Source organism: Planktomarina temperata RCA23 (assembly GCF_000738435.1).
Lineage (GTDB): Bacteria > Pseudomonadota > Alphaproteobacteria > Rhodobacterales > Rhodobacteraceae > Planktomarina > Planktomarina temperata.
In genome coordinates this window covers 2,834,430-2,860,184 of the sequence record NZ_CP003984.1, presented here as the reverse complement: position 1 = coordinate 2,860,184, position 25,755 = coordinate 2,834,430, and the positions used below count along the sequence as shown (strand labels likewise).

Sequence of the window (25,755 nt, the reverse complement as noted above, 5' to 3'; positions counted from 1 at the left end):
TTAATCAAAGAACCCGGCTGACAGTCAGCCGGGTTTACTCATTTTCAACTCGAAAAACTAAGGAAGGGGTATCCAATGGAAAGCGCTTTGACGGTCAGCCGCGCAATCGACGCGTTTCTCTGGGTTATGGCCAAGATGGGCGCTTGGTGCGCGCTGCTTCTTGTACTCGTTGTCACCTATGACGTGACTACACGTTATCTGGGCGTACCCAAGGTGTTTGGATTGACCTCAACAATGTTGCAGGAATCGGAGTACTGGCTGCATAGCTTTCTGATCGTTTTGGTCGTGGGCTATGCCTATCCAAAACAATCCCACGTGCGCATTGATTTGATCCGAGAGAATCTGTCGGACCGTACCAAGTACATGATCGAAGTGGCGGGCATCCTGCTTGCATTGATCCCCTATTCCTTTCTGGGGGCCTGGTTGTCCTGGCCCTATGTCGTTCGGTCTTTCACGTCTGGTGAGATTTCAAAATCTCAAACCGGTTTGACAGACCTGTGGATCCTGAAAAGTGGGTTGATTATCCTGTTCGTTCTAATCGGACTGGCTGGGATATCCCAACTCATTAAGTCAATCGCAGGACTGGCCGGAAGGCTTCCTGATGACATGAAAGCAACGACAATCGGGGGTGGCCACTGATGGGCATTATCGAACTCCTCCCGCTGTTGATGTTTGTTGCTCTTGCGTTCCTGCTGTTCAGCGGCTTTCCGGTAGCCTGGGTTCTGGGAGGCGTTGGTCTGGGCTTTGGCCTGATTGGTATTGTCGCAGATGAACTTAACTTCATTCAGTTCTCCACACTGCCGTCGCGTATTTTCGGCGGTGTCATGGAAAACCTTATCCTGACAGCGATACCGATGTTTGTGTTCATGGGCACGATGCTGGAGAAATCGGGAGTTGCGCGCGACCTTTTGAACTGCCTTCAAATTCTGATGCGGCGTGTTCCGGGCGGTCTTGCACTCTCTGTGACCATCATGGGAACCATTCTGGCTGCTACCACCGGCATCATTGGGGCTTCTGTCATCATGATGAGCCTGCTGGCCCTGCCGATCATGGTCGAACGCAAATATGATCACGCCCTTGCAACCGGCACAATTGCAGCCTCCGGGACGTTGGGCATTCTAATCCCGCCGTCCATCATGTTGGTGATCATGGCGGACTTGCTGTCACGTTCAGTGGGCAACTTGTTTGTGGCGGCGGTCTTCCCCGGCCTTATTCTGGCGACGCTTTATATGGGCTATATCGTCATTCGCTGTTGGATAAATCCGTCTTTGGCACCGCCAATATCTGAGGCTCTAGGCCCGCAAACGCGTGGTGGCATAGCGGTCATGATCCTGCGCAGCTTTGTCCCACCTGTCATCCTGATCGGCATGGTGCTTGGCTCGATCCTAGGGGGTGTTGCAACCCCGACAGAGGCGGCTGGCGTTGGGGCCTTAGGCGCGATCTTACTAGGGTTCTTCAATCTGGTGATCCTGCCCTCGATGGGTGTTAAGGACTTCACACTTAAGGGGCCAGATGCCAGCACGCAATCTGCCACCGTTATTGCTACATCTTTGTGGAGAAAGCTGGTGCAGTTCGAACGCACGGTGTCCGGCGTGGTTGACAGTACGGCACAAACCAATGCGATGATCTTCGGCCTGTTCGTCGGCGCGACCTTCTTTAGCTACATCTTCCGCGCGCTTGGAGGTGATGATCTGGTGATCAGTACTGTTGAGGCGATGGGTCTTGGCCCATGGGGTTTGTTGTTCCTACTGCTTGGTTTGGTCTTTGTGTTGGGGTTCTTCTTTGACTGGATCGAGATCACGCTGATCGTGCTGCCCGTCTTCGCACCCATTATCGCACAATTGGATTTTGGCGATCATGTCTCGCGATTTGATGTCGTGTATTGGTTCGCAATCCTGATTGCCATCAACCTGCAAACCTCGTTCTTGACGCCGCCCTTTGGTTTTGCGCTCTTTTACCTCAAGGCGGTTGCGCCGCCGGAAGTAAAGATCCAACAGATCTATCGCGGCATCATCCCATTTGTGATATTGCAACTGTTTGGTCTGACACTAGTGATCCTGTTTCCAGAGATCGCGCTTTGGCTTCCCAGAGTGTTGCTCAACTAAACATATGATTGATTATATTTGGCAGGTGCGGCACCGTTGCGGCTCCTGCCTTGTCGTTTGTGAGAAAGCTATTGATAGCCGAAACTCTTCCATTGTTTCTGTTTGTACTGGCTGGGTTGTTTTCGCCTGGCCCGAATGTCGTCATGCTGACCGCATCGGGTGCAAGGTTCGGGTTCAGGGCTACGGTTCCACACCTGCTGGGCGTTCCGTTTGGGACTGGCATGTTGGCCGCTGGAAGCGCGCTTGGGCTGAGCACACTTTTGTTGACCTTACCGGCACTAAAACTGCTGTTTCAAATAGGGGCCGCTCTTTGGATTTTGTGGCTGGCATGGCAGACAGCCTTGGCAGGGCGCACCGAAAGAACACAAGACCATGGGTGCCCATTTACTTTTCGTCAGGCAGTTCTGTTTCAGGCCGTAAATCCCAAAGTCTGGGCGATCACGCTTGCGGCCTCAGCAGGATTTGGCATTGGGCTTGCCCCCCATCAAGAAGCACTGCGCTTGTTCGTTGTTTTCGCGGGCATCAATTTGGGTGTGTGCCTGTTTTGGACAACACTTGGCCATTTGCTTTCTGATTTCTTGCGTTCCGAAAATGTTTGGCGCGCTTTTATGACTTTGATGGCCGCATTGATGGCCAGCACAGTCATTCTGATATTTGCTTAAACGCGACATCGGATTAGCGCATGATGAAGGGATTGGCGACCGCGGAAGCCGTTGAAATCATAATGCTCTTGGTTTGTAGATACTGGTAAATCGCGTTCTGGCCGTTCTCACGACCCAGTCCGGAATTCTTGTAACCGCCCAGCGGGGTCATGTAGCTGATCACGCGGTAGGTGTTTGCCCAAATGGTCCCCGCCTGAAGTCGTTCCGAGAAATGTTTGATCTTGCGAATGTCCTGCGTCCACACCCCCGCAGCAAGGCCATAACTGCTGTCATTGGCGATGCTCAGCGCTTCATCAGCGCTGTCAAAGGGAATGACAGACAGAACTGGGCCAAATACCTCTTCCTGTGCAATGCGCATGTCGTTGCGTACTCCGCCAAAGATGGTGGGTTCCACAAACCAGCCATTGCCCAACTCTGGCCGGTCGGGTCTGCGGCCGCCCATCAGGGTCTCCGCGCCTTCGCCTTTGGCGACGTCGATGTAGCCCAGAACCTTTTCCAGTTGTTGCTCGGTCGTGACCGGACCCACCTGGGTGTCAGTATCCATCGGGTCACCTATCCGCGCGGTTCTGGCGAGCTTCAGTAATTTGTCGAGGAACGCGTCATGGACACTGTGCTCGACCAACAGGCGTGATCCGGCGATGCATGTTTGGCCCGAGGCGGCGAAAATGCCCGAGATTACGCCGTTTACAGCATTGTCCATTTCAGCATCGGCAAAGACGATATTGGGGGATTTTCCACCCAGTTCCAGCGTCACCTTCTTGAACGTCCGCGCGGCGACCTCTGAGATAAGCCTTCCTGTCTTTTCAGAACCGGTGAAGGCCACTTTGGCGACATCTTCATGTTCGACTAGGCTGGCACCGACTTCTGCACCAAATCCTGTCACCACGTTGAATACACCTTTGGGCAAGCCAACCTGATCCACGATCTTTGCCAGTTCCAATGTCGAGGCCGAGGTGAATTCCGACGGCTTCGCGATAAACGTATTGCCAGCCGCCAACGCCGGAGCGAGTTTGTAGGCCAACAACAACAACGGCGAATTCCACGCGGTGATACCAACACAGACACCCAGAGGCTCATAACGGGTGAAGTTCAGCATATCGGGTTTATCAATCGGGATTACGCTGCCTTCGATTTTGTCGGCAAGACCCGCGTAGTAATAGAACCACTCGGGCACGTATTTCAGCTGAAAGAACATTTCGTTGAACAGTTTGCCGTTGTCCTGAACCTCGGTGCGGGCCAGCGCCTCGGCGTTATCGGCAATCAGGTCACCCAGCTTGCGCAACAAATGTCCGCGATTGGTGGCCGTCATGCCCGTCCAATCGTCCGAGCGAAAGGCACGTATCGCCGCTGCAACAGCGTGATCTGCATCCTCTTGCTGCCCACGAGGGATCACGGCCCAAGGCGCACCCGTGTAGGGGTTCTTGCTTTCGAATGTCTCTTTGCCCGCGGCATCTGTCCACGCGCCGTCGATATACATCTGGTAGGTTTTCATGTATTCTCTCCGATTGAAAACCCGTCAGAGGTCCGCGGGTTTAAGTGTTTTGCCCAGGATCATGTCAGCGGCTTTTTCCGCGACCATCATCACAGGTGCATTGGTGTTGCCTGAAGGCATGACAGGCATGACCGAGGCATCCGCGACGCGCAGCCCCTGCAGGCCACGCACCCGAAGCTGGCTGTCGACGACGGCACCCGGATCCCCATCTGGCCCCATTCGAGCAGTTCCGATCATGTGGTAGACCGTGATGCCCTCGCGCCGCGCCCAATCCAGTAACTCGTCATCGCTTTGCAGATCTTGATCAGGGTTGGTTTTGCCTGTCAGCCAAGGCTGCAGAGGCGCTGTTGTCATCAGCTTGCGCCCCAAGTGGATTGAGCGCAGCAGCACCTGCTGATCGCGCGGATCAGAAAGGTAGTTTGGATTTATCTCTGGCGGATCAAACGGATTGCGCGACACAGGTCGTACATACCCATGGCTTTCTGGACGCATTTGCCAGACGCCAACAGTCATCCCCGGCATATTGTCCAATAGGCCAACGGTACCTTCGCGGAAGCTGGCAGGCGTCATCACATATTCAAGATCCGGGGTTTCCAGCGCATCTGAGGATTTCCAGAACAGATGTGTCAGAGATGGACTGACAGACAACAGGCTGGGACGGCCCCAAAGCCATTTCACAACCTCAAGCCCCAACGGGAGACCCCGCGCCATTGAATTGAAAGTTTTGACGCCCTTCAGGGTCGATACCATGCGCACGCCATAGTGGTCGCGCAGATTATTACCGACGCCGTGTAGATCGACCCGTACCTTAATGCCCAGATCGCCAAGAACTTCGGCAGGACCAATGCCTGATAATTGCAGCAGTTTGGGCGTGTTCAGCGCTCCTGCACACAAGATCACCTCGCGCCGTGCACGCACCTCAACTGCATTGCCCTCGCGCCCGTCGCGCAGATATCGCACACCATTGGCGCGGGTGCCCTCGAACAAAATTTCAGCCACCTGCGCATTAGTGTGTATATCAACATTGGGCCGCTTGCGGGCTGGACGCAAAAACGCTTTGGCCGCGCTATAGCGATAGCCTTTGTGGATAGTGCGCTGGAAATACCCGGTTCCAGCCTGATCGCCACTGTTATAGTCAGGATTGCGCGGGATGCCCATTTGGGCGGCACCTTTAATAAACGCCTCACAGACGGGATGGATCAGATCAAGATCGGTGATCGGCATCTCACCGTCGCGCCCACGCACCGCGTCGTCACCTGGCCCAATGCGCCGCTCGGAGCGTTTAAAATAGGGCAGTACATCGCCGTAACTCCAACCCGTGTTGCCCATCTGCGCCCAGTTGTCGTAGTCCGCACTTTGACCGCGCACATAATTCAATCCGTTGATAGAACTCGACCCGCCAAGCACACGGCCCTGCGGTAAGGGGAAGCTTCGGTTTGCGGTTGCAAGTTCTGGTTTGGATTTAAAGTTCCATGTCATTTTGGGTGAGTAAATGTTCTTGATGTACCCAGCAGGGATATGGATGAACGGATGTCGATCCTTGGGGCCTGCCTCAAGCAAACAGACCGAAGCTCCATCTGCACTCAGACGGTTCACCATGATCGACCCAGCAGTGCCACCGCCGACAACTATATAATCAAAGGTATCTGCCTTACTGGCCATGATAGCTCCTGATCATGACATATGCGGTGCTTAACCTGCTCATTTCAACAATTGTTCTTCCATGCTGGTGCGCAGCTTATAGGCATCCGTGGTTCTGTCTATTTTGATGTCATCCCAGGTGATTGCTGCACCTTCCTTTACGGCCCGGATCAGTGGCACATTATGTGCTAGTCCCAGCGGCACATTGCCTTGCCGTACCGAAGATACTGCGGGCCGCAAACCGCCCGATACCGTATAGCCGCCTTCTCCGTCCAGCATCTCGCCCACGGCCAAATCGCGCTTGGCAACTGCGGCACAATCGGCATTAAAGCAAATTGCGGCACCTGTTGCCTCTGCTCTCAGCGCCACCGACGCAACCGACACAGCGAGTTCCAAACCAATCATATGCCAGCGCTTGTAGAGCGTCATATATTTTCCCGAGGGATCGGTCACGACCTTGTATTCCTCGAAGCAGTTTTTCAGATATTCGGTATCGGCCTCGAACACGACCCAGACGCCTTTGCGAATATCATAGGGGATCTGTTCGCCTTCGCGGGTCAGACAGGACACGACGTCAACCAGTCCCTTGCGCTCCAACACGCCCCCTTCTGATTTTGGCCGCATCAGGGTGGGGATGTCGTCGATCCCACCTGGAGGGAAGATCAACCCGTTCTCGGGTGCTTCCAGCCCGGTCGCATTGGCAATTGCAGCAGATTCAATGGCCGGTTTCGACCCGTCAAGAAAGGCGTTGAACATCTTGGGGTTCAGGCGTCCACGCTCGGCCTGTTCACTGGTCAGGCCCCAATGTTCCCAAACCGTGTCGGGTGTTGATTGGCGAAAATGTGGCAACCATTTGTGGCCGCGGCCAGCAGCCACTACGCTAAAGCCACAGGTGCGCGCCCAATCGACCAGATCACTGGCCAACGCAGGCTGGTCGCCATAAGCCATTGAATAAATCACGCCGGCCTCGGCCGCTTTCTGGGCCAGACCGGGACCGCAGAACGCATCCGCTTCGACGGTGACGTTGATCACGTTCTTGCCCTGCGCGAAGGCTGCCAGACAGTGCGTCACAGCGGCCAGCGGATTGCCGGTTGCCTCGATGACAATGTCGACTGCCGGATGGGTAATCATCGCCTGCCAGTCATCGCCTACATAGGTTTTGCCCGAGATAGCAGCGTCATTAAGGCTTACCGCGCTGTGGGCTTCATCGGACCAGCCAGCCAGCTTCATATTGGATTTTGCGTTTGCCGGGATGAGGTCAACCACACCCACGATGTGAATGGCGGGGATGCGCAAGGCTTGCGCCAAAAACATTGTGCCGAATTTTCCAGCCCCGATCATCCCAATCCGAATAGGGTTACCGAGGGCTGCGCGTTCCTGCAATTTCTTGAAAAGATTCATGGGGTCACCTTATTTTCTGGTTTTGCCGGATTGCGTGAGGAAATCGAAATCACAGCCATCAGGAGCCTGAAGGACTGCTCGTTCATAAAGCGCTCGATAGCCGCGCTTGTGCCCTTCGAGTGGAGCGAATTCACCAAGTCGGTTGGCGATTTGCTGATCTGGTACCAATAGGTTAATGGATTTGTCTTTCACCGACAGGCGAATGCGATCGCCGTTTCGAACAGCCGCCAATGGCCCGCCGGCTCCTGCCTCGGGAGAAATATGCAGAACGATTGTGCCAAAGGCGGTACCCGACATACGCGCATCCGAAATGCGCACCATGTCTTTTACACCAGCCCGCGCCAGTTTTTTTGGGATCGGCAAATAACCTGCCTCGGGCATGCCTGCGGCGATCGGGCCCGCGCCTTTCAGCACCATGATGTCACCCGCTTTGATATCTAGGTCAGGGTCATCAACGCGCTTGGCAAGGTCTTGCAGACCCTCGAAAACGATGGCGCGACCTTCGGTTTCAAAAAGAGCGGGTGTTGCTGCAGCGCGTTTGAAAATGGCACCATCGGGGGCGATATTGCCTTTGAGCGAGATTAACCCGCCTTGATCCGAGACAGGCTTCTCAAATTCTCGGATCACTCGGCGATCGACCCAATCCATTTCTGGTTCCAGTCGATCCCCCAGAACCTGACCGGTCACATCGACCGTATCAAGATGCAGCAGATGGCGAATTTCACGCAAGATTGCGCCCACTCCCCCGGCTGCAAAGAAGTCTTCCATATAACCGTCGCCTACTGGTTTCAGGTCCACCAGCACAGGCGTCTCATCTGAAATCTGGTTCAAACGCGCGTTTGGAATGCGAATACCCAAGCGCCCGGCCACCGCGGTCAAATGCACGATCGCATTCGTCGAGCCACTGACGGCCATCAAAACCCGAAAAGCGTTTTCGACCGATTTCTCCGTAATGATCTCGCTGGGCAGGCGCGGATTAGTTATCAGATCGACTGCTGTTTTACCGCTGAACTCAGCCGCGACCAGCCGATCCGAATGCACTGCTGGGATTGCCGCACTTCCAGGCAACGACATACCTAGCGTCTCTGCAATGCATGCCATTGTGCTGGCCGTACCCATGACCGCACAAGTGCCGGCAGTTGTCGCCAAACGCCCTTCAACAACGTCGATTTCTTCGCGCTCGACCTCGCCCGCGCGGTATTTGCCCCAAAACTGGCGGCAATCTGTGCAGGCACCCAGCCGCTCACCCCTGTGGCGACCTGTCATCATCGGGCCTGTAACCAGTTGCACAGTTGGGATGTTGGCCGATGCGGCACCCATCAATTGAGCGGGCACCGTTTTGTCACAGCCACCGATGAGCACAACAGCATCCATCGGCTGCGCGCGCACCATTTCCTCGGTGTCCATGGACATCAGGTTACGATAGACCATGCTGGTGGGGTTCAGGAAAACCTCACCAAGGGATGTTGTGGGAAAGGGTCTTGGCAATGCGCCCGCCGCCAGAACACCCCGCGAAACTGCTTCGACAAGCTCGGGCATTGTGCGATGGCAGTTGTTGAAACCTGATCCCGTTTCGGCGATGCCGACAATCGGCTTGCGCAGCATTTCCTTTGACAAGCCCATGGACCGCGCAAAGGATGAGCGCAGGTATTCGGCAAAATCCTTATCGCCGTAATTGGTCAATCCGCCGCGAATGCCGTGTTCTTCACTCATGCTTTGTGCTCCTTGAATGTGGTCGCGCGAAAATCCGTACCGAGCAAACGCTCAAACACTAGGATCATTCCACCTTTGTCCTTGTCGCCATGGCCTTCCAACAGGGCCTGCTGATAGGTTGCCGTTGCTGCGGCCAAAACTGGTGTGGGGAAGTTGTGGCGTGCAGAAATCTCTGAGCCGCTGATCAGGTCTTTGTAGGCAGCCTGCATGGGGTAACCCTTGCTGAAATCGCCTTGCAGGATATTTGGAACGAAAAATTCCGAGGCATAGCTCCGGCCGGTTCCGGAATTCACCACCTCTGCAACCTGCTCGGGATCAATCCCCAATTTAACCGACAGAGGCAGAATCTCTGCGAGGGCCGCCGCGTTGATATCAAACAACAGCTGATTGACCAGCTTGGTCAGCTGCCCTGCGCCCGCATCGCCCATGTGCAGAATCTTGGATGCCATAGTGGAGAGCGCTCCCTGAACTTCTGCCAGATCGCTTGCGTCACCACCAACCATCATAGTCAGCGAACCGTCCTCGGCTCGCTTTTGCATGCCGGAAACCGGCGCGTCGAGAAATCGTAGGCCAGCAGTCTGTAGGCGGTCCCTGATTTCCAACGTCGCGCCATATTCAATGGTGCTGGTGTCAACAACGACCGCGTTTGGTTTCAAGTGTTGCGCCAATCCTGTATTTGAATCGAACAGCGCACTATCGACGATCTTTGCAGCAGGAAGGCATGTAATCAGGACATCAACGTCAGAAAATTGGTCGAGCTTGTCTGCTCTTTTAGCACCGTATCGCTCAACTTTGGCAATGGCGCTTGCATTTTGGTCATAGACCAATACATCATGATCGTGAGCTAGGTTGATCGCCATTGGCGCTCCCATTTGTCCTAATCCAACAAAACCAAACCTCATCGATTACTCCTCTCTATTTATGACGTGTTTGTACGCTATCATCACTTTCGGTTTTACAAGGCATACCGAATGGCGACCCCCCCATTCGACTCTTGTGGGTTCACATTGAGAAGTTTTCATAATTGGGAGTGGTCTCGAATTGACCGTGAGTTGTCTGGTAAGATCAAAAAAGATATAAATAAAAAATCTGTTCGTTGGCGTTTTAAAATGAATCCACTCAAGACGCACAGGACGGGTTTGCATCCCCGTCCAATGACGAAACACTCCCCATTTGCCACATGAAACCTGGCCCGGGGTTCCTGGATCATCTTGCTTAGGTCTGTGGACTGGGGATCAAGAGCCAAGGTCCACGGATAGTAGAGCACCCATCCACGTTTCCGCCTTCAGTGTTACCTGTGCACAGGTGTCGTTGGATAGTTTTGCTCGGGCCGCGGTCCTTGGACCAACGGCAGAGGGTTGCTGTACGTAATCGCTACAGTTGATCTGTAGGGCTAAGGACCTCTCACCACTATTGTAAGGCCCCGCGCCTCTGACCGCGGGCCTTAAGTATTAGCCTTGTAAATTCATTGGGAGGGGGTTTTGTTTGACACCACCAACTGAGGAAGCAGACATTGCGTTGGCCAAGCACTAACGGCTGCTATGCGGACAAAGCGGCCTTTTGCAGCTGCGGCTACTGCTGACGCAGCAAATGTTGGCACTTGCAGCGCTGGTCATTTTGCGGTGCAGCACTTTTCACCGAACCGGCCGTTCAAACGGGCCGATCTTGGTTGTTCTCAAAATGGCCTTTCTCAGCGGCCTTTTCTAACAAACGAGATGCGGACAAATCTACCTTACGCTGTTCTGGTCTTTGTTTGGCTTTCTGCACTTTTCTCGGCCAAGGCCCTAAAGGGTGCCACGAGCGTGGCTACCGTCAGCGCTCATGTGCCTAAGGCAGTGTTCGACAATTGAGTACATCTGGCTCATTGTTGCCGCCAAGGTGAGGACAGCTCTGTTTAGTCGTCAACATCAATCATGTTCGCGCTTTTTCAAACGCTTCCCAGGCAGTCTCAAACGCATTGAAATCGAACCCTGGCTCGCGGGCTGGACCAAGAACCAGATGTTCGGTGTCTTGCATCTTGCGGATCGCGCGTTCCAAATCGGGGATGACGTCTGGCGGGATCACAACGGCGCCGTGTCGATCCGCGTGTACCAGATCGCCCGGATTGACTGTCAGACCGAAAACCTGAACCGCAGTATTCACCGCCGTCACGTGGACAAAGCCATGGCTGGGACCAATCGATCCCGCGACGACCGGATAATCCGGCGCCATGTCACCCAAGTCACGCATGACGCCGTTGGTCAGCGTCCCCGCCACGCCAAATCCTTTGTGGATCGTCGTATTCACCTCGCCCCAGAAGGCGCCAATAGCATTTGGAAAGTCCTCATCCTCAATGACACAAGCCGCGGGCTGCGGAGCTTCGGAGATCTGTTTGTAGTAGGCCATGCGGCGCGCACGCACGGTTTTGGGCGGTTCTTCTGAAGGGGCAACAGCGGCAATTTTTGCGGTGCTGGCGTAGCCGACCAATACGCCGGTCGGCTCGTTGATCAACATCGTGCCGCGCGTGAAGTCGTTGAAGCCGCGCTTGCCTTGCGCCACCTCGATCGCATTGCAGACCGTGGGCGTGTCGACCGATATCAGAAGCTTATGTAGCGATGGTTGCATGTGAATTACTCCTCTTGCCAACGCTCAAGCGCGGCGCGGGTTGCGTTGGGGCGTTCCAGCGTGGGGAGGTGCCCGGCGTCTTGTATGATAGTCAAAGTTGCTTGTGGCATCAGTTCAGCCATCAGTTCGTGGCGATGTAGCGGGCAAAGACGGTCTTGCGCTCCGGTGAGGATCAGCGTGGGTTTGTCCCAGTTTTGAAGTGTTTGTTTCTGGTCCGGACGGTCTCTTAAGGCGACAGACTGGCGCACGAAGACCTCGGGGCCAAGGTCCAGAGCCATCTCCATACACAAGTCCAACACATCACTTCGGTGCGGGCCATCGGCGAGGTAGTTTGGCTTCATCTCGTCTCGCATGACGCTGTCCAATTCCCCCACCATAGCTTTGTCAATTTGGGGTTGGCGCAGCGCCTTGATTTGGTCGGTTTCCGCTTCGCAATTCGTGTCCATCAGACAGAGACGGGTGACCCTGTTCGGTGCCTGCCGAATGACTTCCATCGCAACGATGCCACCCATCGATAGCCCACCCAAGGCGAAGCACTTGGGCGCCTTCAATAGTACATCTGCGGCCAGTGCCTGAACGGTGTCATGATGCGAAATGGCAAAGCAGAGGTGGGTCGGCATGTGTTGGAACAGCCGCCCGTCGCACATCATTCCGGGCAAGAGAACAAGGGTCATTTGACTTGTGCGGCTCCTGCGGACAGGGCGGCAAGCTTTGCATATGCGATTTCGGGATCAACAGCACCGTATCCGGCGAAGGTTCCAAAACCACAATCTGACCCAGCGATCACGCGATCATGGCCAACGATGTCAACGAAACGTTCGATACGCTGCTGCACAAGGTCGGGATGTTCGACGAAATTGGTGGTCGTATCGACGACGCCGGGGACAAGGATTTTGTCGTCGGGAATGTCCGCTTTGCGATCGCGGAAAACGGCCCATTCATGGCCGTGGCGGGGGTTGGAGGTTTCAAAGAGCAATTTATTTGCCCCCACCGACATCAGCGTGTCGAACATTTTGGACATCGGAATGTCGCAGACATGCGGCCCTTCGTAATTCCCCCAACAAATATGCACCCTTACACGGGACGGATCGATGCCTTCCAATGCGTGATTAAGGGCCTCAACATGAGAGCCTGCGATCTTGAGGAATTCATCATCAGAGAGGTCGTTAAACAGCATGTGGCGGGACAGCGCGAGGTCGGGGCAGTCCAGTTGCAGATCAAGGCCACTGTCTACAATCGTGCTGTATTCGGCGCGCATCGCGTCGGCGAGGGCCGCGAGGTATTCTTCGCGCGTTGCGTAAAAATCGTTTTGCAAAAACAGTGAGATAACACCGGGGCTCGCCGCGTTCATGAAACCGCGTTCAATGCCTTGCTCAGCCATGCCTGCCCTGAGATTGGCGATGTCTTTTTCCAACTCGCCTTGGCCTTTGGATTTCACCTCGCCGACACACATGGGGCGGGCGTATTGCGGGGTGCCGCCATCATCCGCCAAGCGCTTGAGGAAACTGGGGAACTTCTTCAAATCGGCAGGCGCATTGCGGGGGCTGTCGCCGTCGAAACCTGTGTAGCGATCTTTGACGTAGGTGGCGTAGCTAATCTTGGAGGTTTCCCCGTCGCTGACGATATTGACACCCGCGGCCACTTGTTTGGCAACGGTTTCTGACACGGCTTTGGTCATCGCTGCATCAAATGCGGCTTGGTCGAAGTCCTCGCGATTTTCGCGGGCGAAGATGAAATCCACGACCTCTTGGGTGCGTGGGAGGGAGCCGACATGGGACGTTAAGATCTTGGACATTTTGAGCCTTTCGAATGAGTCACAGTGCGTACACTTCCTGTACACAATCTGTATGTACAGCGGTGCACAGGGAGCGCGTTAACCTTTCCACGTCAGCCCAGCGGGATCGCCCGTGGCTACAATGTGATAAAGGCTTGCCTCGCCGGTCATTGACGGGACGGCGGAGTGGGCGAGGTTTTCAGGGACGGACATGGTGTCGCCCGGCGCTATGGTCGATGAACCGCCATCCCACGTTACCTTCCAATGACCGCGCATCGGCATCAGGACCGAAGGGTATTTGTGGCTGTGCTTGGCCTCCGTCGCGCTACCGCGCGTGATGAAATCGACCTCAAAGCCGGGCTTGTCGCGCAAGATGCCATTTTCGCCTATGACTTTGGCTGGCTTTTTGTCGGCCAGTGCCATGAGGTCCCAATAACGGGCGACGTGGTTGGGCAGCACGTCTGCGGTCGTTGGTTCGGGGCGCTTGGCGAGTTCTTCGTCCGACATCAAGGGCATCGGGGCGACACCTTCGGGCAACTTTTGCTGGCGCTTGGTGTCATAGAGTTTGCCGTTCTCGCCGAGGATCAAGCCGTGCTCAGCGGCGTTTTCGATAACCTGTGGCGCCCACATGACGCCACCACCTGCATCGTCGCCGCCAAGGATGGCCATAATCATTCCGTAATCCGTGCCAATATTCTCAAAACCACGGAAAATACCTGTGGGGATGTTGATGATGTCGCCCTCTTCCAGCGTCACCTCGCCCGCGTCCCCCCAACGGCCCCAGAAAAAGCGCCATTTGCCCGACAGCACAAAGAACGCCTCAGCGGTGTGGTGATCGTGCAGGGAGTTGGTCACACGCGGAGGCTGGCCCGCGGCACCGATGTTGAAACCGTGCGGGATGCCGATATGGACATGTTGGTCTGGCGATTCAGAGACTCCCCCACCGATAATGGTGAAGTTCTCTTTCTGGTCACTGCCCGGGGTATGGGCGTCGATAAAGGCGGTTTTGCAAGGTTGCAGATCGCCGTAGCGAACGATGCGAGAGTCCATTTCAGTTGGCGTCATTGCTGTGTTCCTTGCATCAGAATTTGTTTCCAGATCGCGATTTCGTCGTAAAGGGCGCACTCGCGGCGAATGGTGGCGTCTTGCGGGCCGCTCGCGTTGCAAAACGGGCCGTATTCTGCGTGGCACATGCCCATCACATGAACTTTCGCGCTCGTCGGTTTGCCGAAAGTGCCCCAACCGGAATGCGTGCCATCCAACGACCAGCGGATCGCGGCGCGCGGGGCCAGCATGTCCCCGTCCATGCCGATCTGGTGGTGGATCGTGAATTTAGCATCCGGAAAAGATGACCGCAGACCCAGCCAGAATTTCGTGACGCTGTCGTGTGAGAGAACGGTTTGCGCGCCCGCGTATTCGCAGTTTACCGCGCGGTCGTAGTCTTTTGGTATGGTGTGAAAGTCGAGATCCATGATGCGCGTCAGGGTGTCGGCGTACCGTTGGCCCCAAGCATTGTCATTACCTTTGGAGTTGTAACCGCCGTCGATGTCTTGGTCCGGCGTAAACGGCTTGGGCGCCGCATCGGGCCCGCCTTCAGCCTCGATCAGTTGGGCCGCATAGTCGCGCGGGTCCATGCCCAGTTGGCGCACGATCCCGCCGTAGTCCCGCACCAGCCATTCGTCATAGATGCAGTCATCCTTGGCGGCGCAATCGGCGATGACGCGCACGGTCCATGGCTTGCCGGTCGCAGCACCGAATTGACCGTCTCGGGTGTGGGTGGCGCGGGTGATGAGGCGGTGAGAGGACAGCAGGCCAAATTCGGGATCGTCGGAGAAGATCACGTCATCGCCAAGCAATTCGCGGTCTGGAAATTCGTTAATCGTCGCCATCGTTGCGGCCATGACAGCCCCATTCCCGCGCTGGATGCCCATGGGCGAGCGCACGACGATGTCTTTGGCGTAATAGTCGTGCAGTGTGCCGACGCCGCGGTCCTCCCAAATCTCTTTGGTGATGCCGATGATGTAGTCGGGAAAGTCTTTCCAGCGGTTTGAAAAACCCTTCATAGCGGTGATCCTTTGAGCGGTTTGGAGGAGCCTCTTTGGATAAGAGGCCCTTCTATTTCTATGGTTTGCGTATAAGTGTCTTGGCCGTCGATGGCGGACATAAGGGTGTCGATCGTGGCCTCGACCATCCGGTTGACGGGTTGGCGTACAGTGGTGAGGTCATAGGCGGGCCAGGAGGCGAGCGGCACGTCGTCATAGCCGATGATCGCGACGTCATCGGGGATCGAAAAGCCCATTTGGCGGATCTCATCCATCACGGCGAAAGCCATGTGATCATTACCCGCGAAGATCGCGTCGGGGCGGGTTTCGCCTGCCATCAACTGGCGGGCCGTGGCGGCGGCGACGTTGCGTTTGTACATGCCGTCGATGATCGCGAAGGGCGTGAGGCCAGCGCCCGCCATTGCATCCTCGAACCCTTGCCGACGGTCGCGCCCCGTGAGAGAGCCTTCCCAGCCAGCGATATGGGCGATGCGTGTGTGGCCTGCGTCGATGAGGGCTTGGGTGGCCATCGTCGCGCCTTTGATGTTGGCGGACGTGACCGCCGAAAGACCGCTACCGGGCTGTCCACGGTTGAACAGGACCACAGGAATGCCTGCTTTGACACACAGCTCCGTGAGGCCAGAGGACATCGAGACAGAAGCGGCGATGATGCCATCGACCTGATAATCGAGCAGGTCTTGCACGACGTTTTCGATGCCGTCGGTGGAATTGGAGACGGTGAAGATCAGGATGTGATAGCCCTGCGCCTGTAGTGCGTTGGAGAGACGTTCAAGGGCTTCGGGGTAGAACTGGTTATCAAGATAGGCGACGATCAACCCGATAATGCGCGACTTGCCGGTGATCATTGCGCGGGCCAGCACGTTGGGGCGATAGCCGAGCTGCTTGGCTGCTTTCTTTACCTTCTTGGTGGTTGCGGGACTGGCCGACGCGCCCGAAAAAACGCGGCTGACAGCGGATTGGCTAACGCCAGCCATTTTAGCAACTTGCAGAGAGGTAATTTTCGCGCCCATCAGTCTGCTGTCCAACCTCCGTCGATGATCAAATGCGTGCCGGTAATCAACGCGGCGGCGTCAGAGGCGAGGAAGGTGGTCGCGCCCATGATGTCGCTCACCTCGCCGACGCGCCCAAGTTTGATCTTTTCTTCGATCCAGGCGCGGCGTTCCGGGATGGCGAGGGTTTGCTCGCCAAGTGGCGTGCGGATGAAGGTCGGGCAAATGGTGTTGACGCGGATCTGGTGCGGGGCCCATTCGATGGCCATGCTTTTCGTCATGCCTTCCAGCGCGTGTTTGGTGGCGCAATAGACGGCACGGTCGAGGCCGCCAACGTGGCCCATTTGGCTTGAGATATTGATGAGGGAGCCGGGTTCTCCGGCTTCGATCAGTCCTTTGGCCACGGCGCGGGTAAGGAAATAAGCAGCCTTGACGTTGAGGTCCGTGACGGCGTCGTAGTCGGCCTGTGTGGTGTCTGTCGCAGGGGCGTGGCGGGCGAGACCAGCGGCGTTGACGAGGATATCGAAGGGGCCGTGGGCGGCGATGGCGGCCTCGGTCGCGGAAATGTCGGAGATGTCGAGCGGGAGGGCGGCGGCCTCCCAGCCCTGCGATTGGAACGCGGCCGCCTGTTTCTCAACCGCCGTGGCGGTGCGGGCAACCAGCGTGACGTGGGCGCCAGCCTCGGCCAAGGCTACGGCGCAGCCTTCACCGATGCCGGAGGTCGCGCCAGTGACCAACGCGCGTTTGCCGTCAAGGCGCATGGAAGGCGTGCGCGGAAGGCTCATGAGAACTGGCTTTCCGGTAAGGAGATGGGGCCGAGGTTGCGGGCCTTGTTGAATTCGCCCATTCGGGCAAGCACGTCCACGCCCAACTGTCGGTAGATGTCCAAAAGGTCGATCAGGACCCAGTTTTCGCGGATCAAACCATCCTCGACGCGCCAAAAATCAAGCGAGCGCATGAGGATTTCTTTGCCTGCTGGTGCAAGCCCCATCCATTCGCCCTCAGATACGGTCAGACGCATGTTCGGCCAACCAGTTTCGCAGACGTAATTGCCCTGGGCGAACCAATGGGACGACAAATCGCCCATGGCATCAAGTTTGCGGTCGGGCATCGCCTTGAGGAACGGGATTTGGTGCCAGTTGCGAAACCCCGCAATGCCGCGACCCGTGCCGATGCCCGCAGGCCCGTACCAGTTGTTGCGCGGGTGCCAGTATTTTTCCAAATTCATCACCGCCGGATCGGGATTGGCGGGATATTTGCAAAGGTCATCCAGCATCGCCAGCACATGGGCCATCGTTGCGTTTCCGTCCCCCTCCGCCGTCAGGCCGTCTTGGGTCATCGGCGCAGGGGTGGCGAGGAATTTGCCAAGCTGCGGAGCGAGGGGCCAGGCGTTCGCCTGCATCATCAGCTCTGGTATGTCCCACAGGATTTGCGCCTCGGTGATCTTACCATCCTCAAGTTTGAAGAACTCGTGGTAGCGCATGTGGATCAGGTGGCCCGTGGGTGGAATATTCAACCAAGGGCGCAACATGGTGCCCATATAATTGCCCATGCAGCCGACCCAGTCCTGACCTTCCGGCGTGGTGCCTGACAGCACAATCATGTCGCGGCGCTCAAGGTCGGGGATCGCGTCGAGCAGCGGGGCATAGGCGGTGTCCCACATGTCCGCGCCCGTCACAGTGTCCATGGGGTGACAGATGTGGATGGTGGCGTCAGGTGCAAAGGTTTGCGCAACCACTTTGGCGGAGTCCGGCGTTGCGGCTGCGAGCGCATTTCGCAGAGGAAACAGGGCGGGGTGGAGGCTCACTCGGCGGCCTCGCGGTAGGGCGCGCCAGTGCCGTAGGGGACGTTGATGCCGCCGTAGCGGCGCACGCGGATATTGCATTGCTCGGCATGGCCAACGAAGCCTTCAAGCATGCAAAGGCGTGAGCCATATTCGCCGACCAGTGTGGCCGCCTCGTCAGTGGTAATTCTTTGATAGCTGTGGGTTTTCAGGAACTTACCGACCCACAAACCACCAGTGTAGCGACCAGCCTTTTTGGTGGGCAGCGTGTGGTTGGTGCCGATGACTTTGTCACCGTTGGACACGTTGGTGCGCGGACCAAGGAACAAAGCACCATAACATGTCATATGCTCAAGGAACCAATCATCGCGATCTGTCATCACCTGCACATGTTCAGATGCAATGTCGTCAGCGACGGCGAGCATCTCGTCATAGGTGTCACAGACGATGACCTCGCCGTAGTCTTCCCAGCTCTTTCCGGCGGTGTCGGCGGTCGGGATGATTTGTAGAATGCGGTCGATTTCCGCCAGCGTATCCTTGGCGAGCTTTTCGGAGTTGGTGAGCAAAACGGCGGGAGAGTTATAGCCGTGTTCAGCTTGACCCAGCAGGTCCGTGGCGCAGAGTTCGCCATCAGCCGCCGTCTCATCGGCGATAACCATGGTTTCGGTCGGGCCAGCAAACAAATCAATGCCGACGCGCCCGAACAGCTGGCGTTTGGCTTCGGCGACAAAGGCGTTACCGGGGCCGACGAGCATGTGGACAGGCTCAATCGTTTCGGTGCCAATGGCCATGGCGCCAATCGCTTGAATGCCGCCCATGACGTAGATTTCGTGCGCGCCACCGAGATGCATGGCGGCAATCACGGCTGGGTTAGGCTCACCCTTGAACGGCGGCGTGGCGGCGATGATACGCGGCACTTTGGCGACGGAGGCAGTGGCAACTGACATATGCGCGGACGCGACCATAGGGAATTTTCCGCCGGGCACATAGCAGCCAACCGATTGAACGGGAATGTTTTTATGCCCCAAGATCACGCCGGGCATGGTTTCGACTTCGATGTCGAGCATGCTATCGCGCTGGTGTTGGGCGAAGACCCGCACCTGTTCTTGCGCGAACTTGATGTCGGCCATTTCGCGCGGGGTGACCTTGGCGATGAGGGCCTCGATCTCAGCCTCGGACAGGCGGTAGCTTTCACGGTCATACTTGTCGAATTTCACCGACATTTCACGCACGGCGGCATCGCCTTTGGTTTCGATTTCTTTCAAGCCATTTTCGACGATCGCGCGGGTTTTGGCGTCGTCTTCGGCGCGTGCCTCAAGGGAGCGGGCAGTTTTCAGATGGCGGATGGTCATGAGCAGTGCTCCTCGGGCGTGGTCGTTAAAGCTTGGTCAGGGCGAGCAGGTTACAACCGCTCGCCACTCGTGGCGTCAAACAGATGGCAGGTCGCAGCTGGAATTGTCGCGGCGACAGTTTCGCCAATTTTGGCGCGAAAATCTTTGTCGGCCTTCACGGTTGCGATGGCACCTGCGATGCGGAACGTAACCATCGTGGCATCGCCCAAAAGCTCCATGGAATAAACTGGCGCATTCACGGACGGAGCATCGCCGCCGATTGATGCGTCTTCGGCGCGGTAGCCCAGCGTGACCGGGCCTGAGAGCGTGCTGTGCAGACCAGTGATCTTGACGTCCTTGCCGGTGAAAGTCCCGCCTTCGATCGTGCCCTCAAGCAGGTTCATGGCAGGAGAACCGATGAAGCTGGCCACGAAGGTATTGGCTGGGTTGTCGTAAATGTCCGTCGGGGAGCCGACCTGCTGCACCACGCCTGCGGACATGACGACAACACGGTCCGCCAACGTCATGGCTTCGATCTGGTCGTGGGTCACATAGATCGTGGTGACCTTTAACTCGTGGCTGAGGTTTTTGATCTGGGCGCGCGTAGAAACACGCAGCTTGGCGTCGAGATTGGAGAGCGGCTCATCCATCAGGAAAACGTTGGGCTGGCGCACGATGGCGCGGGCCAAGGCCACGCGCTGACGCTGACCACCGGAAAGTTCGGCGGGTTTGCGGTGGAGGAAATCGTCGAGCTCGACCATCGCCGAGGCACGCATAACGCGTTCTTTATGCTCGGATGAGGGAACTTTGCGCATGCGCAACGGGAAACGGATGTTTTCGTAGACATCGAGGTTGGGGTAGAGCGCGTAGGACTGGAACACCATCGCGCAATCGCGGTCTTTGGGCTCAAGGTGGTTGATACGTTTGCCATCTACCAGAATGTCGCCTTCGGTGGGGTCTTCCAGACCTGCGATCATCCGCATGGTCGTCGTCTTGCCGCAACCCGACGGGCCAAGAAGGACGAGAAATTCCTGATCCGCAATGGTAAGGTCAAAGTTCTCGACTCCGACAAAGCTGCCCCAGCGTTTGTGGATATTCTTGAGCTGAATTTCGGCCATGAGGGCGCCTTTCTTGCAAAGGTATGCAACAGGTGTAAATCTGATTCTATTATCTGCGCAAGTTCTTTTTGCACCTTTATTACATAGTGGATCTCTCGCAGGTGCAGCATTTTAATTTTTACAGACCGTCCCAATTTTTTCCTTGATTTGCGGTTAAGTTGGCCGTTTGATTGCAAACGTATGCACGGCGTTTCTTGATTCGCCAGAATTTCTTGATTCGCCAGAATCGGTGCGCCTAACGAAAAGCTAAATACGTACTGAACCATTAGGGAGACTATAATGACCAAATTTACCAAACTGATCGGGGCCACAGCTGCCGCCCTGACGATGGGCACAGCCGCCTTTGCGGATGGCCATGGCTGCACCGCAGAAGGCCGGTTGAGCATCATCGGTAACGAATTCCCAGCGATCCAATCCGTCGCAGCTCTGGCGCAATCCTGCGAAGGCATTGAGGGCGAAGCAAACCTGACGGCTGATCACCAGACGCTGAACCTTGCTGGTATGTCCGGCAATCCCGCTGAATACACATCCGCGATTGTTGCGAACTCTTCCATCATTGCGTTGATCAACGACGGCGTGATCCGCCCGCTCGACGATCTGGTTGCTGAGTATGGCGCGGACATTCCGGGTCACATGAAGATTTCTGTTGATGGTCAGATTATGGCGATTGCGTTCATGGCGAACGCACAGACGCTTGCCTACCGCTCTGACGTGCTTGAGCAGGTCGGTCTCGAAGTGCCAACATCCTACGAAGAAATGCTGACAGCTGCTGCGGCAATCCGCGAAGCTGGCATCATGGAAAACCCTCTGGGTGGTGCTTATGCGTCCGGTTGGAACCTCGCGCAGGAATTCAACAACATATACATCGGCCACGGCGGCGAGTTCTTTGAAGCTGGCACAGCCAATGTCGCCATCAACAACGAAGCTGGCGTTGCCACGCTTGAGATGATGAAGGCGCTGTCCGAGTACATGAGCCCTGACTTCCTGACACACGATTCCAACGGCACTCAGGCTGAGTGGGAAGCAGGCAATGTGGCCCTGATGAACATGTGGGGCTCGCGTATGGGCAACCTGATGGACGACGAAGGGTCCGCACCGGAAGTCTATGAAAACACAATGGTTGCTGGCCCATTGATGGTCGGTGACAGCGGTGTTCCAGCGACGACACTTTGGTGGGACGGTTGGACCGTTGCGACGAACGTCAGCGACGAAGATGCGGCGGCAACATTCCAAGCGTTGGCACATGCGGTTTCCCCTGCATTGCTGAACGATGAGACCATGGGTCAGGCCGTTTGGCTGATCGACGGTTTTGAGCCACAGCCCGTGAACGAAGGCGTTTTGGCGGCGGTTGCTGCGGGATCCAAGCCATACCCGATGGTTCCGTTCCAGGGTCTTTTGCACTCCGCACTTGGTGCTGAACTGTCTGACTTCATGCAGGGCACCGAGTCAGCAGAGCAGGCTTTGGCAGACGTTGAAGCAGCCTACGCCGCTGCGGCAATCGAAGCTGGCTTTGTAACCGAGTAAGCCGACTAAATCAGAGCGGCGCGCATCTGTGCGCCGCTCGAACCATCTCATTCTTAAGATCGCAACGCGAAATTGCAGCACAACACTTGGGGGCCAGACGTGAATCACAAGACCTTCCTAACCTTTGTCGCTCCGTCGCTATTGGCTATGCTTTTGCTGATCGTGTTCCCCGTGATCTCGGTGGTCTTGCAGTCGTTTCACGCCCAACATGAACAAGTCATGGAAGTGGTTGAAACCTGTGGTCCGTTCGGGTGCACGCAAACGACCTCTGTGAACCAAGAAATCTCACTCGCCTTGCAAGAAGAAAAACCCTTGGGGCGCTTTGTGGGCTTTGATAACTATGTGAACCGCGGCCACCTTGCTTTTTCCGAAATGGGCGAAGCTTGGCGCACATCCATAGGATGGGGCGACTGGTGGAGCAAGGTGATGAACCTGCCCTTCTACAGCGCCATTGTATTTACGCTGACCTTTACCTTCATTGTGACGCCGCTGACGATCGTCCTCGGATTTTCGATCGCGATTGCAGTGAACTCCGCCTCGCGCGCCATCAAGGGGCCTTTGATCTTTGTGTCGTTGCTTCCATTCATCATCACCCCCTTAGTCGGGTCGCTGGTCTTGTTCTGGATGGTCGATGCACGCGGTATCTTGGGGTATGCAATTCAGGCGATAGCAGGCAACCCCGATTTGAGCGTCAAAGCCTCAACCCCAATGATGTGGATCATGCTGATGTTCTACGGGATTTGGCATGCGGCGCCTTTTGCCTTTGTTGTGTTTTACGCCGGTCTGCAATCGGTCAGTCAGGACGCGGATGAAGCGGCGATGATTGATGGCGCGAACCGTTGGCAGCGCGTGCGTTATGTCACGATCCCGCACATCATGCCACTTGTGACCTTTGTGGCGTTGATCCAGCTGATGGACAATTTCCGCGTCTTCGAGCCGTTGATTTCGTTCAGCGCAGAGGCGCATGCCCAATCGCTTTCGACCTATATTTTCTCGGACCTTGGCGGAGAGACGCGGTTGCTGAACTCGGCTGCGACGACCTCACTTTTGACAGTGTTATGTGTCGGAATTCTTCTGTCCCCCGTCCTTGTGCGCACGTGGCGCGATTTCAAGAGAGCCTGACCCATGAGCACAGCCAACCCCCGCAAACAACCGGCGTCACTCCGGATCATCCTGACTGGGTTTTTGGTCCTCTGGGTGATCATGGCAGCCTTTCCGTTCCTGTGGACCCTTTGGGGATCCTTCAAGGTTGAGGGCGATTTCTTCTCAAAAGCGAACTGGGTCTATGCCCTGACCGGTGAGTCGACGCGGGTCGAAACCGGTGGCTCCTTTACGGGCGACGGATACTACGGCGCTTGGGTCACAGAAGAATTCGGGCGCGCGGTGATGAACACATCGATTGTCTGCTTTTGTGTTGTGACGATTTCACTGACGTTGAGCACGCTTGCGGGCTACGCGCTGTCGCGGTCCACATACAATTATGCGTTTTGGATTCTGATCGCCGCATTGATGTTTCGCGCGATGCCGCAGATCACATTGGTGTCCGGTTATCTTTTGCCGTTTTATGAATGGAACCTTTGGGGGCGTTTGGGGACAACAATCGTTGTGCTGGTCGCCATCAACCAACCCTTCAGCCTGTGGATGATGACCTCCTTTTTCCGCAATATTCCAAAGGACCTTGATGAAAGCGCGATGGTGGACGGGTGTAACCGGTTTCAGGCGTTCCGCCATGTGATCCTGCCGGTCATGTGGCCCGGTGTTGTCACGACGGGGCTGTTCAGCTTCTTGCTGGCCTATAACGACTTCCCTGTCGCCGCGATGCTGCTGGATCAGCAGAACCAGACGATGATCCCGAAGATTGCGTCTTTCCTTGGCACCACGCAAACCAAAGGCAACGTCATGTTTGCGGTCGCGTCGGTTGTGTCGGCCACGGCACCGTTGTTCGTGTTGATCCTGTTCTTCCAACGCCAGATCGTGTCAGGTCTGACGGCAGGCGCTGTTAAGGGATAAGAAATGTTTCAGGACCAAAAGGCAGTTGTGCGCGCATTTTACGCGGACATGAAAGGTGCGACCGCTGAGACGATTGAGGCCGTACTGGCCGCCCATACGACCGCCGATTGGCACTGGCGCGGGATGCACCCCTTCTATGAACAACACGGCGCTGGCGATGTGGCGCGGGTGTTTTGGGGACCTTTGCTGACGTCTCTTACACGGTTGCAGCGGCGCGAGGATATCTTCTTTGCGGGCGAAAACACCGTGGGCGAAGGGATCTGGGTCGTGTCCATGGGGCATCTGATGGGGCTGTTTGATGCGCCGTGGCTTGGGATTGTCGCGACGGGCAAGATGGCGCTTCTGCGCTATTGCGAATTTAACCGCGTGCTGGACGGACGAATTGTCGAAACCATGCTGCATGTAGATATCCCCCACTTGATGATCCAAGCTGGGCAAAATCCGTTTGGGCGCGCCACTGCAGCGCATATGGTGCAGCCGGGGCCGCAAACCCATGACGGGATGTTGCGTGAGCCCCAGCCCGTTGACGCGGGTGTTGCGACCCTGAACGCGATCAACGCGATGATTGGCGATCTTGGGACGTGGCAGTTGGGGCTGCCCTTGGAAGAAGAACTCGCCCGGACGTGGCACGATGATATGATCTGGTGGGGCCCTGCGGGAATTGGCGCGACCTACACGATCGAACGCTACGCCAAACAACATTCAGGCCCGTTTCGCTCGGCGTTTTATGATCGATCCTTTACCGGACATCGCGCGAAACTGGCCGAGGGTCACTTTGGCGGGTTCTTTGGCTGGCCCAACTTTACGGCGAAACACAAAGGTTTCATGGGGGTTCCGGCCAGCGATATAAATGCCGAATTCCGTGTGATCGATATTTACCGACGCGAAGGCGACAAACTGGCCGAAAACTGGATATTCATCGACCTTCTGTATTGGATGATGCAACAGGGCGACGACGTGCTAGCCAAAATGGCCGGGATCGTGGGCACCGAATATTCACCACCAGTGTAAGTGACAGTAGTCAGCTAGGATGGGGAAACTCCATAACACCACCTTTTGTACCCTCTGGATTCGACCATTTAGTAATTTGGGTTAGCGATCTTGAAAAAGCACGGGCGTGGTATCAGACGATTTTGGGGTGTCGGCCAGGCTATGACTATCCTGATCTTGCGATGACCCACGTGTGGTATGGCCCGGTTCTCATTGGCTTATGGGACGTCAACGACTCACGTTCCGCTTATGCTGCCCCAACACAACAAGAAGGTGAAAACGTACACCATATCGCGTTTGCATGGCACGGTGCAGCAGAAGAAGACGTTTGCCGCCACCTGCAATTTTACGGGGTCAAAATCTTAAAACGGCTGCGTCAAGTTGGTGGCCGTGGATTTGGCCTAGCTCTATATTTTTAAAACCCCTGGGGCAATCTGATCGAACTAAAGGGCCCGCCAGACTATCAAGATCCGTCTGATATCCAAACGGAGTTGTAGGGAGCTGCGGATTGTATGAATGGCCGGTTTTTCCGCTGCTTGGCGTCGTCGGGTTTTT

General features: G+C 56.1%; 23 protein-coding genes. 8 read left to right on the top strand and 15 right to left on the bottom strand.

Annotation, left to right across the window (positions count from 1 at the left end; translation table 11 throughout):
• Nucleotides 1–75: 75 nt before the first annotated feature.
• The 3 genes from RCA23_RS13800 (at nucleotide 76) to RCA23_RS13790 (ending at nucleotide 2,767) form a co-directional block, all read left to right on the top strand.
• Complete coding sequence (locus RCA23_RS13800) at nucleotides 76–639, top strand: TRAP transporter small permease subunit (protein ID WP_052377202.1); 564 nt, start codon at nucleotides 76–78, stop codon at nucleotides 637–639.
• Nucleotides 639–2,105, top strand: coding sequence for a TRAP transporter large permease (locus RCA23_RS13795; RefSeq protein ID WP_044050801.1), 1,467 nt, complete (start codon nucleotides 639–641; stop codon nucleotides 2,103–2,105). The genes RCA23_RS13800 and RCA23_RS13795 overlap by 1 nt, the downstream gene beginning before the upstream one ends.
• A gap of 92 nt (nucleotides 2,106–2,197) precedes the next feature.
• Nucleotides 2,198–2,767 carry a LysE family translocator gene (locus RCA23_RS13790; RefSeq protein ID WP_236631366.1) on the top strand — a complete coding sequence of 190 codons (570 nt, stop codon included), beginning with the start codon at nucleotides 2,198–2,200 and terminating at the stop codon, nucleotides 2,765–2,767.
• Between the two features lie 13 nt (nucleotides 2,768–2,780).
• On the opposite strand, the gene RCA23_RS13785 is transcribed toward RCA23_RS13790, so the two are convergent.
• The 15 genes from RCA23_RS13785 to RCA23_RS13715 form a co-directional block, all read right to left on the bottom strand.
• Nucleotides 2,781–4,259, bottom strand: a complete 1,479-nt coding sequence (locus RCA23_RS13785) for an aldehyde dehydrogenase (RefSeq protein WP_044050800.1) — start codon at nucleotides 4,257–4,259, stop codon at nucleotides 2,781–2,783.
• Between the two features lie 24 nt (nucleotides 4,260–4,283).
• Complete coding sequence (locus tag RCA23_RS13780; RefSeq protein ID WP_044050799.1) at nucleotides 4,284–5,921, bottom strand: GMC family oxidoreductase; 1,638 nt, start codon at nucleotides 5,919–5,921, stop codon at nucleotides 4,284–4,286.
• 39 nt (nucleotides 5,922–5,960) lie between these two features.
• On the bottom strand, nucleotides 5,961–7,301 hold the full coding sequence (locus tag RCA23_RS13775) for an NAD(P)H-dependent oxidoreductase (RefSeq protein WP_044050798.1): 1,341 nt from the start codon (nucleotides 7,299–7,301) through the stop codon (nucleotides 5,961–5,963).
• 9 nt (nucleotides 7,302–7,310) lie between these two features.
• Nucleotides 7,311–9,014 (bottom strand): dihydroxy-acid dehydratase, encoded by a 1,704-nt coding sequence (locus tag RCA23_RS13770; RefSeq protein WP_044050797.1) that lies wholly within the window; start codon nucleotides 9,012–9,014, stop codon nucleotides 7,311–7,313.
• Complete coding sequence (locus RCA23_RS13765; RefSeq protein WP_044050796.1) at nucleotides 9,011–9,916, bottom strand: NAD(P)-dependent oxidoreductase; 906 nt, start codon at nucleotides 9,914–9,916, stop codon at nucleotides 9,011–9,013. Before RCA23_RS13765 ends, RCA23_RS13770 begins: the two co-directional genes overlap by 4 nt.
• A 1,009-nt stretch (nucleotides 9,917–10,925) precedes the next feature.
• Nucleotides 10,926–11,618 (bottom strand): RraA family protein, encoded by a 693-nt coding sequence (locus tag RCA23_RS13760; protein WP_044050795.1) that lies wholly within the window; start codon nucleotides 11,616–11,618, stop codon nucleotides 10,926–10,928.
• Between the two features lie 5 nt (nucleotides 11,619–11,623).
• Nucleotides 11,624–12,292: an alpha/beta fold hydrolase gene (locus RCA23_RS13755; protein WP_044050794.1), complete on the bottom strand. Its 669-nt coding sequence runs from the start codon at nucleotides 12,290–12,292 to the stop codon at nucleotides 11,624–11,626.
• A complete protein-coding gene (locus RCA23_RS13750; RefSeq protein WP_044050793.1) occupies nucleotides 12,289–13,413 on the bottom strand; it encodes a uroporphyrinogen decarboxylase/cobalamine-independent methonine synthase family protein in 1,125 nt (374 codons plus the stop codon). The genes RCA23_RS13755 and RCA23_RS13750 overlap by 4 nt, the downstream gene beginning before the upstream one ends.
• 78 nt (nucleotides 13,414–13,491) lie before the next feature.
• Nucleotides 13,492–14,457, bottom strand: a complete 966-nt coding sequence (locus RCA23_RS13745; RefSeq protein WP_044050792.1) for a cupin domain-containing protein — start codon at nucleotides 14,455–14,457, stop codon at nucleotides 13,492–13,494.
• Nucleotides 14,454–15,455 carry a nuclear transport factor 2 family protein gene (locus RCA23_RS13740; protein WP_044050791.1) on the bottom strand — a complete coding sequence of 334 codons (1,002 nt, stop codon included), beginning with the start codon at nucleotides 15,453–15,455 and terminating at the stop codon, nucleotides 14,454–14,456. Before RCA23_RS13740 ends, RCA23_RS13745 begins: the two co-directional genes overlap by 4 nt.
• The gene (locus RCA23_RS13735) at nucleotides 15,452–16,465 is read right to left on the bottom strand and encodes a LacI family DNA-binding transcriptional regulator (RefSeq protein WP_044050790.1); all 1,014 of its coding nucleotides are present in this window, start codon (nucleotides 16,463–16,465) and stop codon (nucleotides 15,452–15,454) included. Before RCA23_RS13735 ends, RCA23_RS13740 begins: the two co-directional genes overlap by 4 nt.
• A complete protein-coding gene (locus RCA23_RS13730) occupies nucleotides 16,465–17,229 on the bottom strand; it encodes an SDR family oxidoreductase (RefSeq protein WP_044050789.1) in 765 nt (254 codons plus the stop codon). Before RCA23_RS13730 ends, RCA23_RS13735 begins: the two co-directional genes overlap by 1 nt.
• Complete coding sequence (locus RCA23_RS13725) at nucleotides 17,226–18,251, bottom strand: ester cyclase (protein ID WP_044050788.1); 1,026 nt, start codon at nucleotides 18,249–18,251, stop codon at nucleotides 17,226–17,228. The genes RCA23_RS13730 and RCA23_RS13725 overlap by 4 nt, the downstream gene beginning before the upstream one ends.
• Nucleotides 18,248–19,579, bottom strand: coding sequence for a histidinol dehydrogenase (gene hisD / locus RCA23_RS13720; RefSeq protein ID WP_044050787.1), 1,332 nt, complete (start codon nucleotides 19,577–19,579; stop codon nucleotides 18,248–18,250). Before hisD ends, RCA23_RS13725 begins: the two co-directional genes overlap by 4 nt.
• 50 nt (nucleotides 19,580–19,629) lie before the next feature.
• A complete protein-coding gene (locus RCA23_RS13715; RefSeq protein ID WP_044050786.1) occupies nucleotides 19,630–20,676 on the bottom strand; it encodes an ABC transporter ATP-binding protein in 1,047 nt (348 codons plus the stop codon).
• Nucleotides 20,677–20,955: 279 nt separating this feature from the next.
• On the opposite strand from RCA23_RS13715, the gene RCA23_RS13710 reads away from it, so the two are divergent.
• The 5 genes from RCA23_RS13710 to RCA23_RS17055 all read left to right on the top strand — a co-directional run bounded on the left by RCA23_RS13710 (nucleotide 20,956) and on the right by RCA23_RS17055 (nucleotide 25,619).
• The gene (locus RCA23_RS13710; protein WP_044050785.1) at nucleotides 20,956–22,200 is read left to right on the top strand and encodes an ABC transporter substrate-binding protein; all 1,245 of its coding nucleotides are present in this window, start codon (nucleotides 20,956–20,958) and stop codon (nucleotides 22,198–22,200) included.
• Nucleotides 22,201–22,299: 99 nt separating this feature from the next.
• Nucleotides 22,300–23,322 (top strand): ABC transporter permease subunit, encoded by a 1,023-nt coding sequence (locus RCA23_RS13705; RefSeq protein WP_044050784.1) that lies wholly within the window; start codon nucleotides 22,300–22,302, stop codon nucleotides 23,320–23,322.
• A 3-nt stretch (nucleotides 23,323–23,325) separates the two neighbouring features.
• Nucleotides 23,326–24,210 carry a carbohydrate ABC transporter permease gene (locus RCA23_RS13700; RefSeq protein WP_044050783.1) on the top strand — a complete coding sequence of 295 codons (885 nt, stop codon included), beginning with the start codon at nucleotides 23,326–23,328 and terminating at the stop codon, nucleotides 24,208–24,210.
• 3 nt (nucleotides 24,211–24,213) lie between these two features.
• Nucleotides 24,214–25,221 carry an ester cyclase gene (locus tag RCA23_RS13695; protein WP_044050782.1) on the top strand — a complete coding sequence of 336 codons (1,008 nt, stop codon included), beginning with the start codon at nucleotides 24,214–24,216 and terminating at the stop codon, nucleotides 25,219–25,221.
• Nucleotides 25,143–25,619 carry a VOC family protein gene (locus tag RCA23_RS17055; RefSeq protein WP_169701422.1) on the top strand — a complete coding sequence of 159 codons (477 nt, stop codon included), beginning with the start codon at nucleotides 25,143–25,145 and terminating at the stop codon, nucleotides 25,617–25,619. The genes RCA23_RS13695 and RCA23_RS17055 overlap by 79 nt, the downstream gene beginning before the upstream one ends.
• Nucleotides 25,620–25,755: the final 136 nt, after the last annotated feature.

Bases quoted from the DNA above. Each gene is read 5' to 3' on its own strand.
- RCA23_RS13745 (WP_044050792.1), bottom strand. From the start codon at position 14,457: ATGACGCCAACTGAAATGGACTCTCGCATCGTTCGCTACGGCGATCTG.
- RCA23_RS13755 (WP_044050794.1), bottom strand. From the start codon at position 12,292: ATGACCCTTGTTCTCTTGCCCGGAATGATGTGCGACGGGCGGCTGTTC.
- RCA23_RS13740 (WP_044050791.1), bottom strand. From the start codon at position 15,455: ATGAAGGGTTTTTCAAACCGCTGGAAAGACTTTCCCGACTACATCATC.
- RCA23_RS13785 (WP_044050800.1), bottom strand. From the start codon at position 4,259: ATGAAAACCTACCAGATGTATATCGACGGCGCGTGGACAGATGCCGCG.
- RCA23_RS13780 (WP_044050799.1), bottom strand. From the start codon at position 5,921: ATGGCCAGTAAGGCAGATACCTTTGATTATATAGTTGTCGGCGGTGGC.
- RCA23_RS13765 (WP_044050796.1), bottom strand. From the start codon at position 9,916: ATGAGGTTTGGTTTTGTTGGATTAGGACAAATGGGAGCGCCAATGGCG.
- RCA23_RS13800 (WP_052377202.1), top strand. From the start codon at position 76: ATGGAAAGCGCTTTGACGGTCAGCCGCGCAATCGACGCGTTTCTCTGG.
- RCA23_RS13715 (WP_044050786.1), bottom strand. From the start codon at position 20,676: ATGGCCGAAATTCAGCTCAAGAATATCCACAAACGCTGGGGCAGCTTT.
- RCA23_RS13750 (WP_044050793.1), bottom strand. From the start codon at position 13,413: ATGTCCAAGATCTTAACGTCCCATGTCGGCTCCCTCCCACGCACCCAA.
- RCA23_RS13795 (WP_044050801.1), top strand. From the start codon at position 639: ATGGGCATTATCGAACTCCTCCCGCTGTTGATGTTTGTTGCTCTTGCG.
- hisD (WP_044050787.1), bottom strand. From the start codon at position 19,579: ATGACCATCCGCCATCTGAAAACTGCCCGCTCCCTTGAGGCACGCGCC.
- RCA23_RS13760 (WP_044050795.1), bottom strand. From the start codon at position 11,618: ATGCAACCATCGCTACATAAGCTTCTGATATCGGTCGACACGCCCACG.
- RCA23_RS13695 (WP_044050782.1), top strand. From the start codon at position 24,214: ATGTTTCAGGACCAAAAGGCAGTTGTGCGCGCATTTTACGCGGACATG.
- RCA23_RS13730 (WP_044050789.1), bottom strand. From the start codon at position 17,229: ATGAGCCTTCCGCGCACGCCTTCCATGCGCCTTGACGGCAAACGCGCG.
- RCA23_RS13700 (WP_044050783.1), top strand. From the start codon at position 23,326: ATGAGCACAGCCAACCCCCGCAAACAACCGGCGTCACTCCGGATCATC.
- RCA23_RS13735 (WP_044050790.1), bottom strand. From the start codon at position 16,465: ATGGGCGCGAAAATTACCTCTCTGCAAGTTGCTAAAATGGCTGGCGTT.
- RCA23_RS13710 (WP_044050785.1), top strand. From the start codon at position 20,956: ATGACCAAATTTACCAAACTGATCGGGGCCACAGCTGCCGCCCTGACG.
- RCA23_RS13770 (WP_044050797.1), bottom strand. From the start codon at position 9,014: ATGAGTGAAGAACACGGCATTCGCGGCGGATTGACCAATTACGGCGAT.
- RCA23_RS13775 (WP_044050798.1), bottom strand. From the start codon at position 7,301: ATGAATCTTTTCAAGAAATTGCAGGAACGCGCAGCCCTCGGTAACCCT.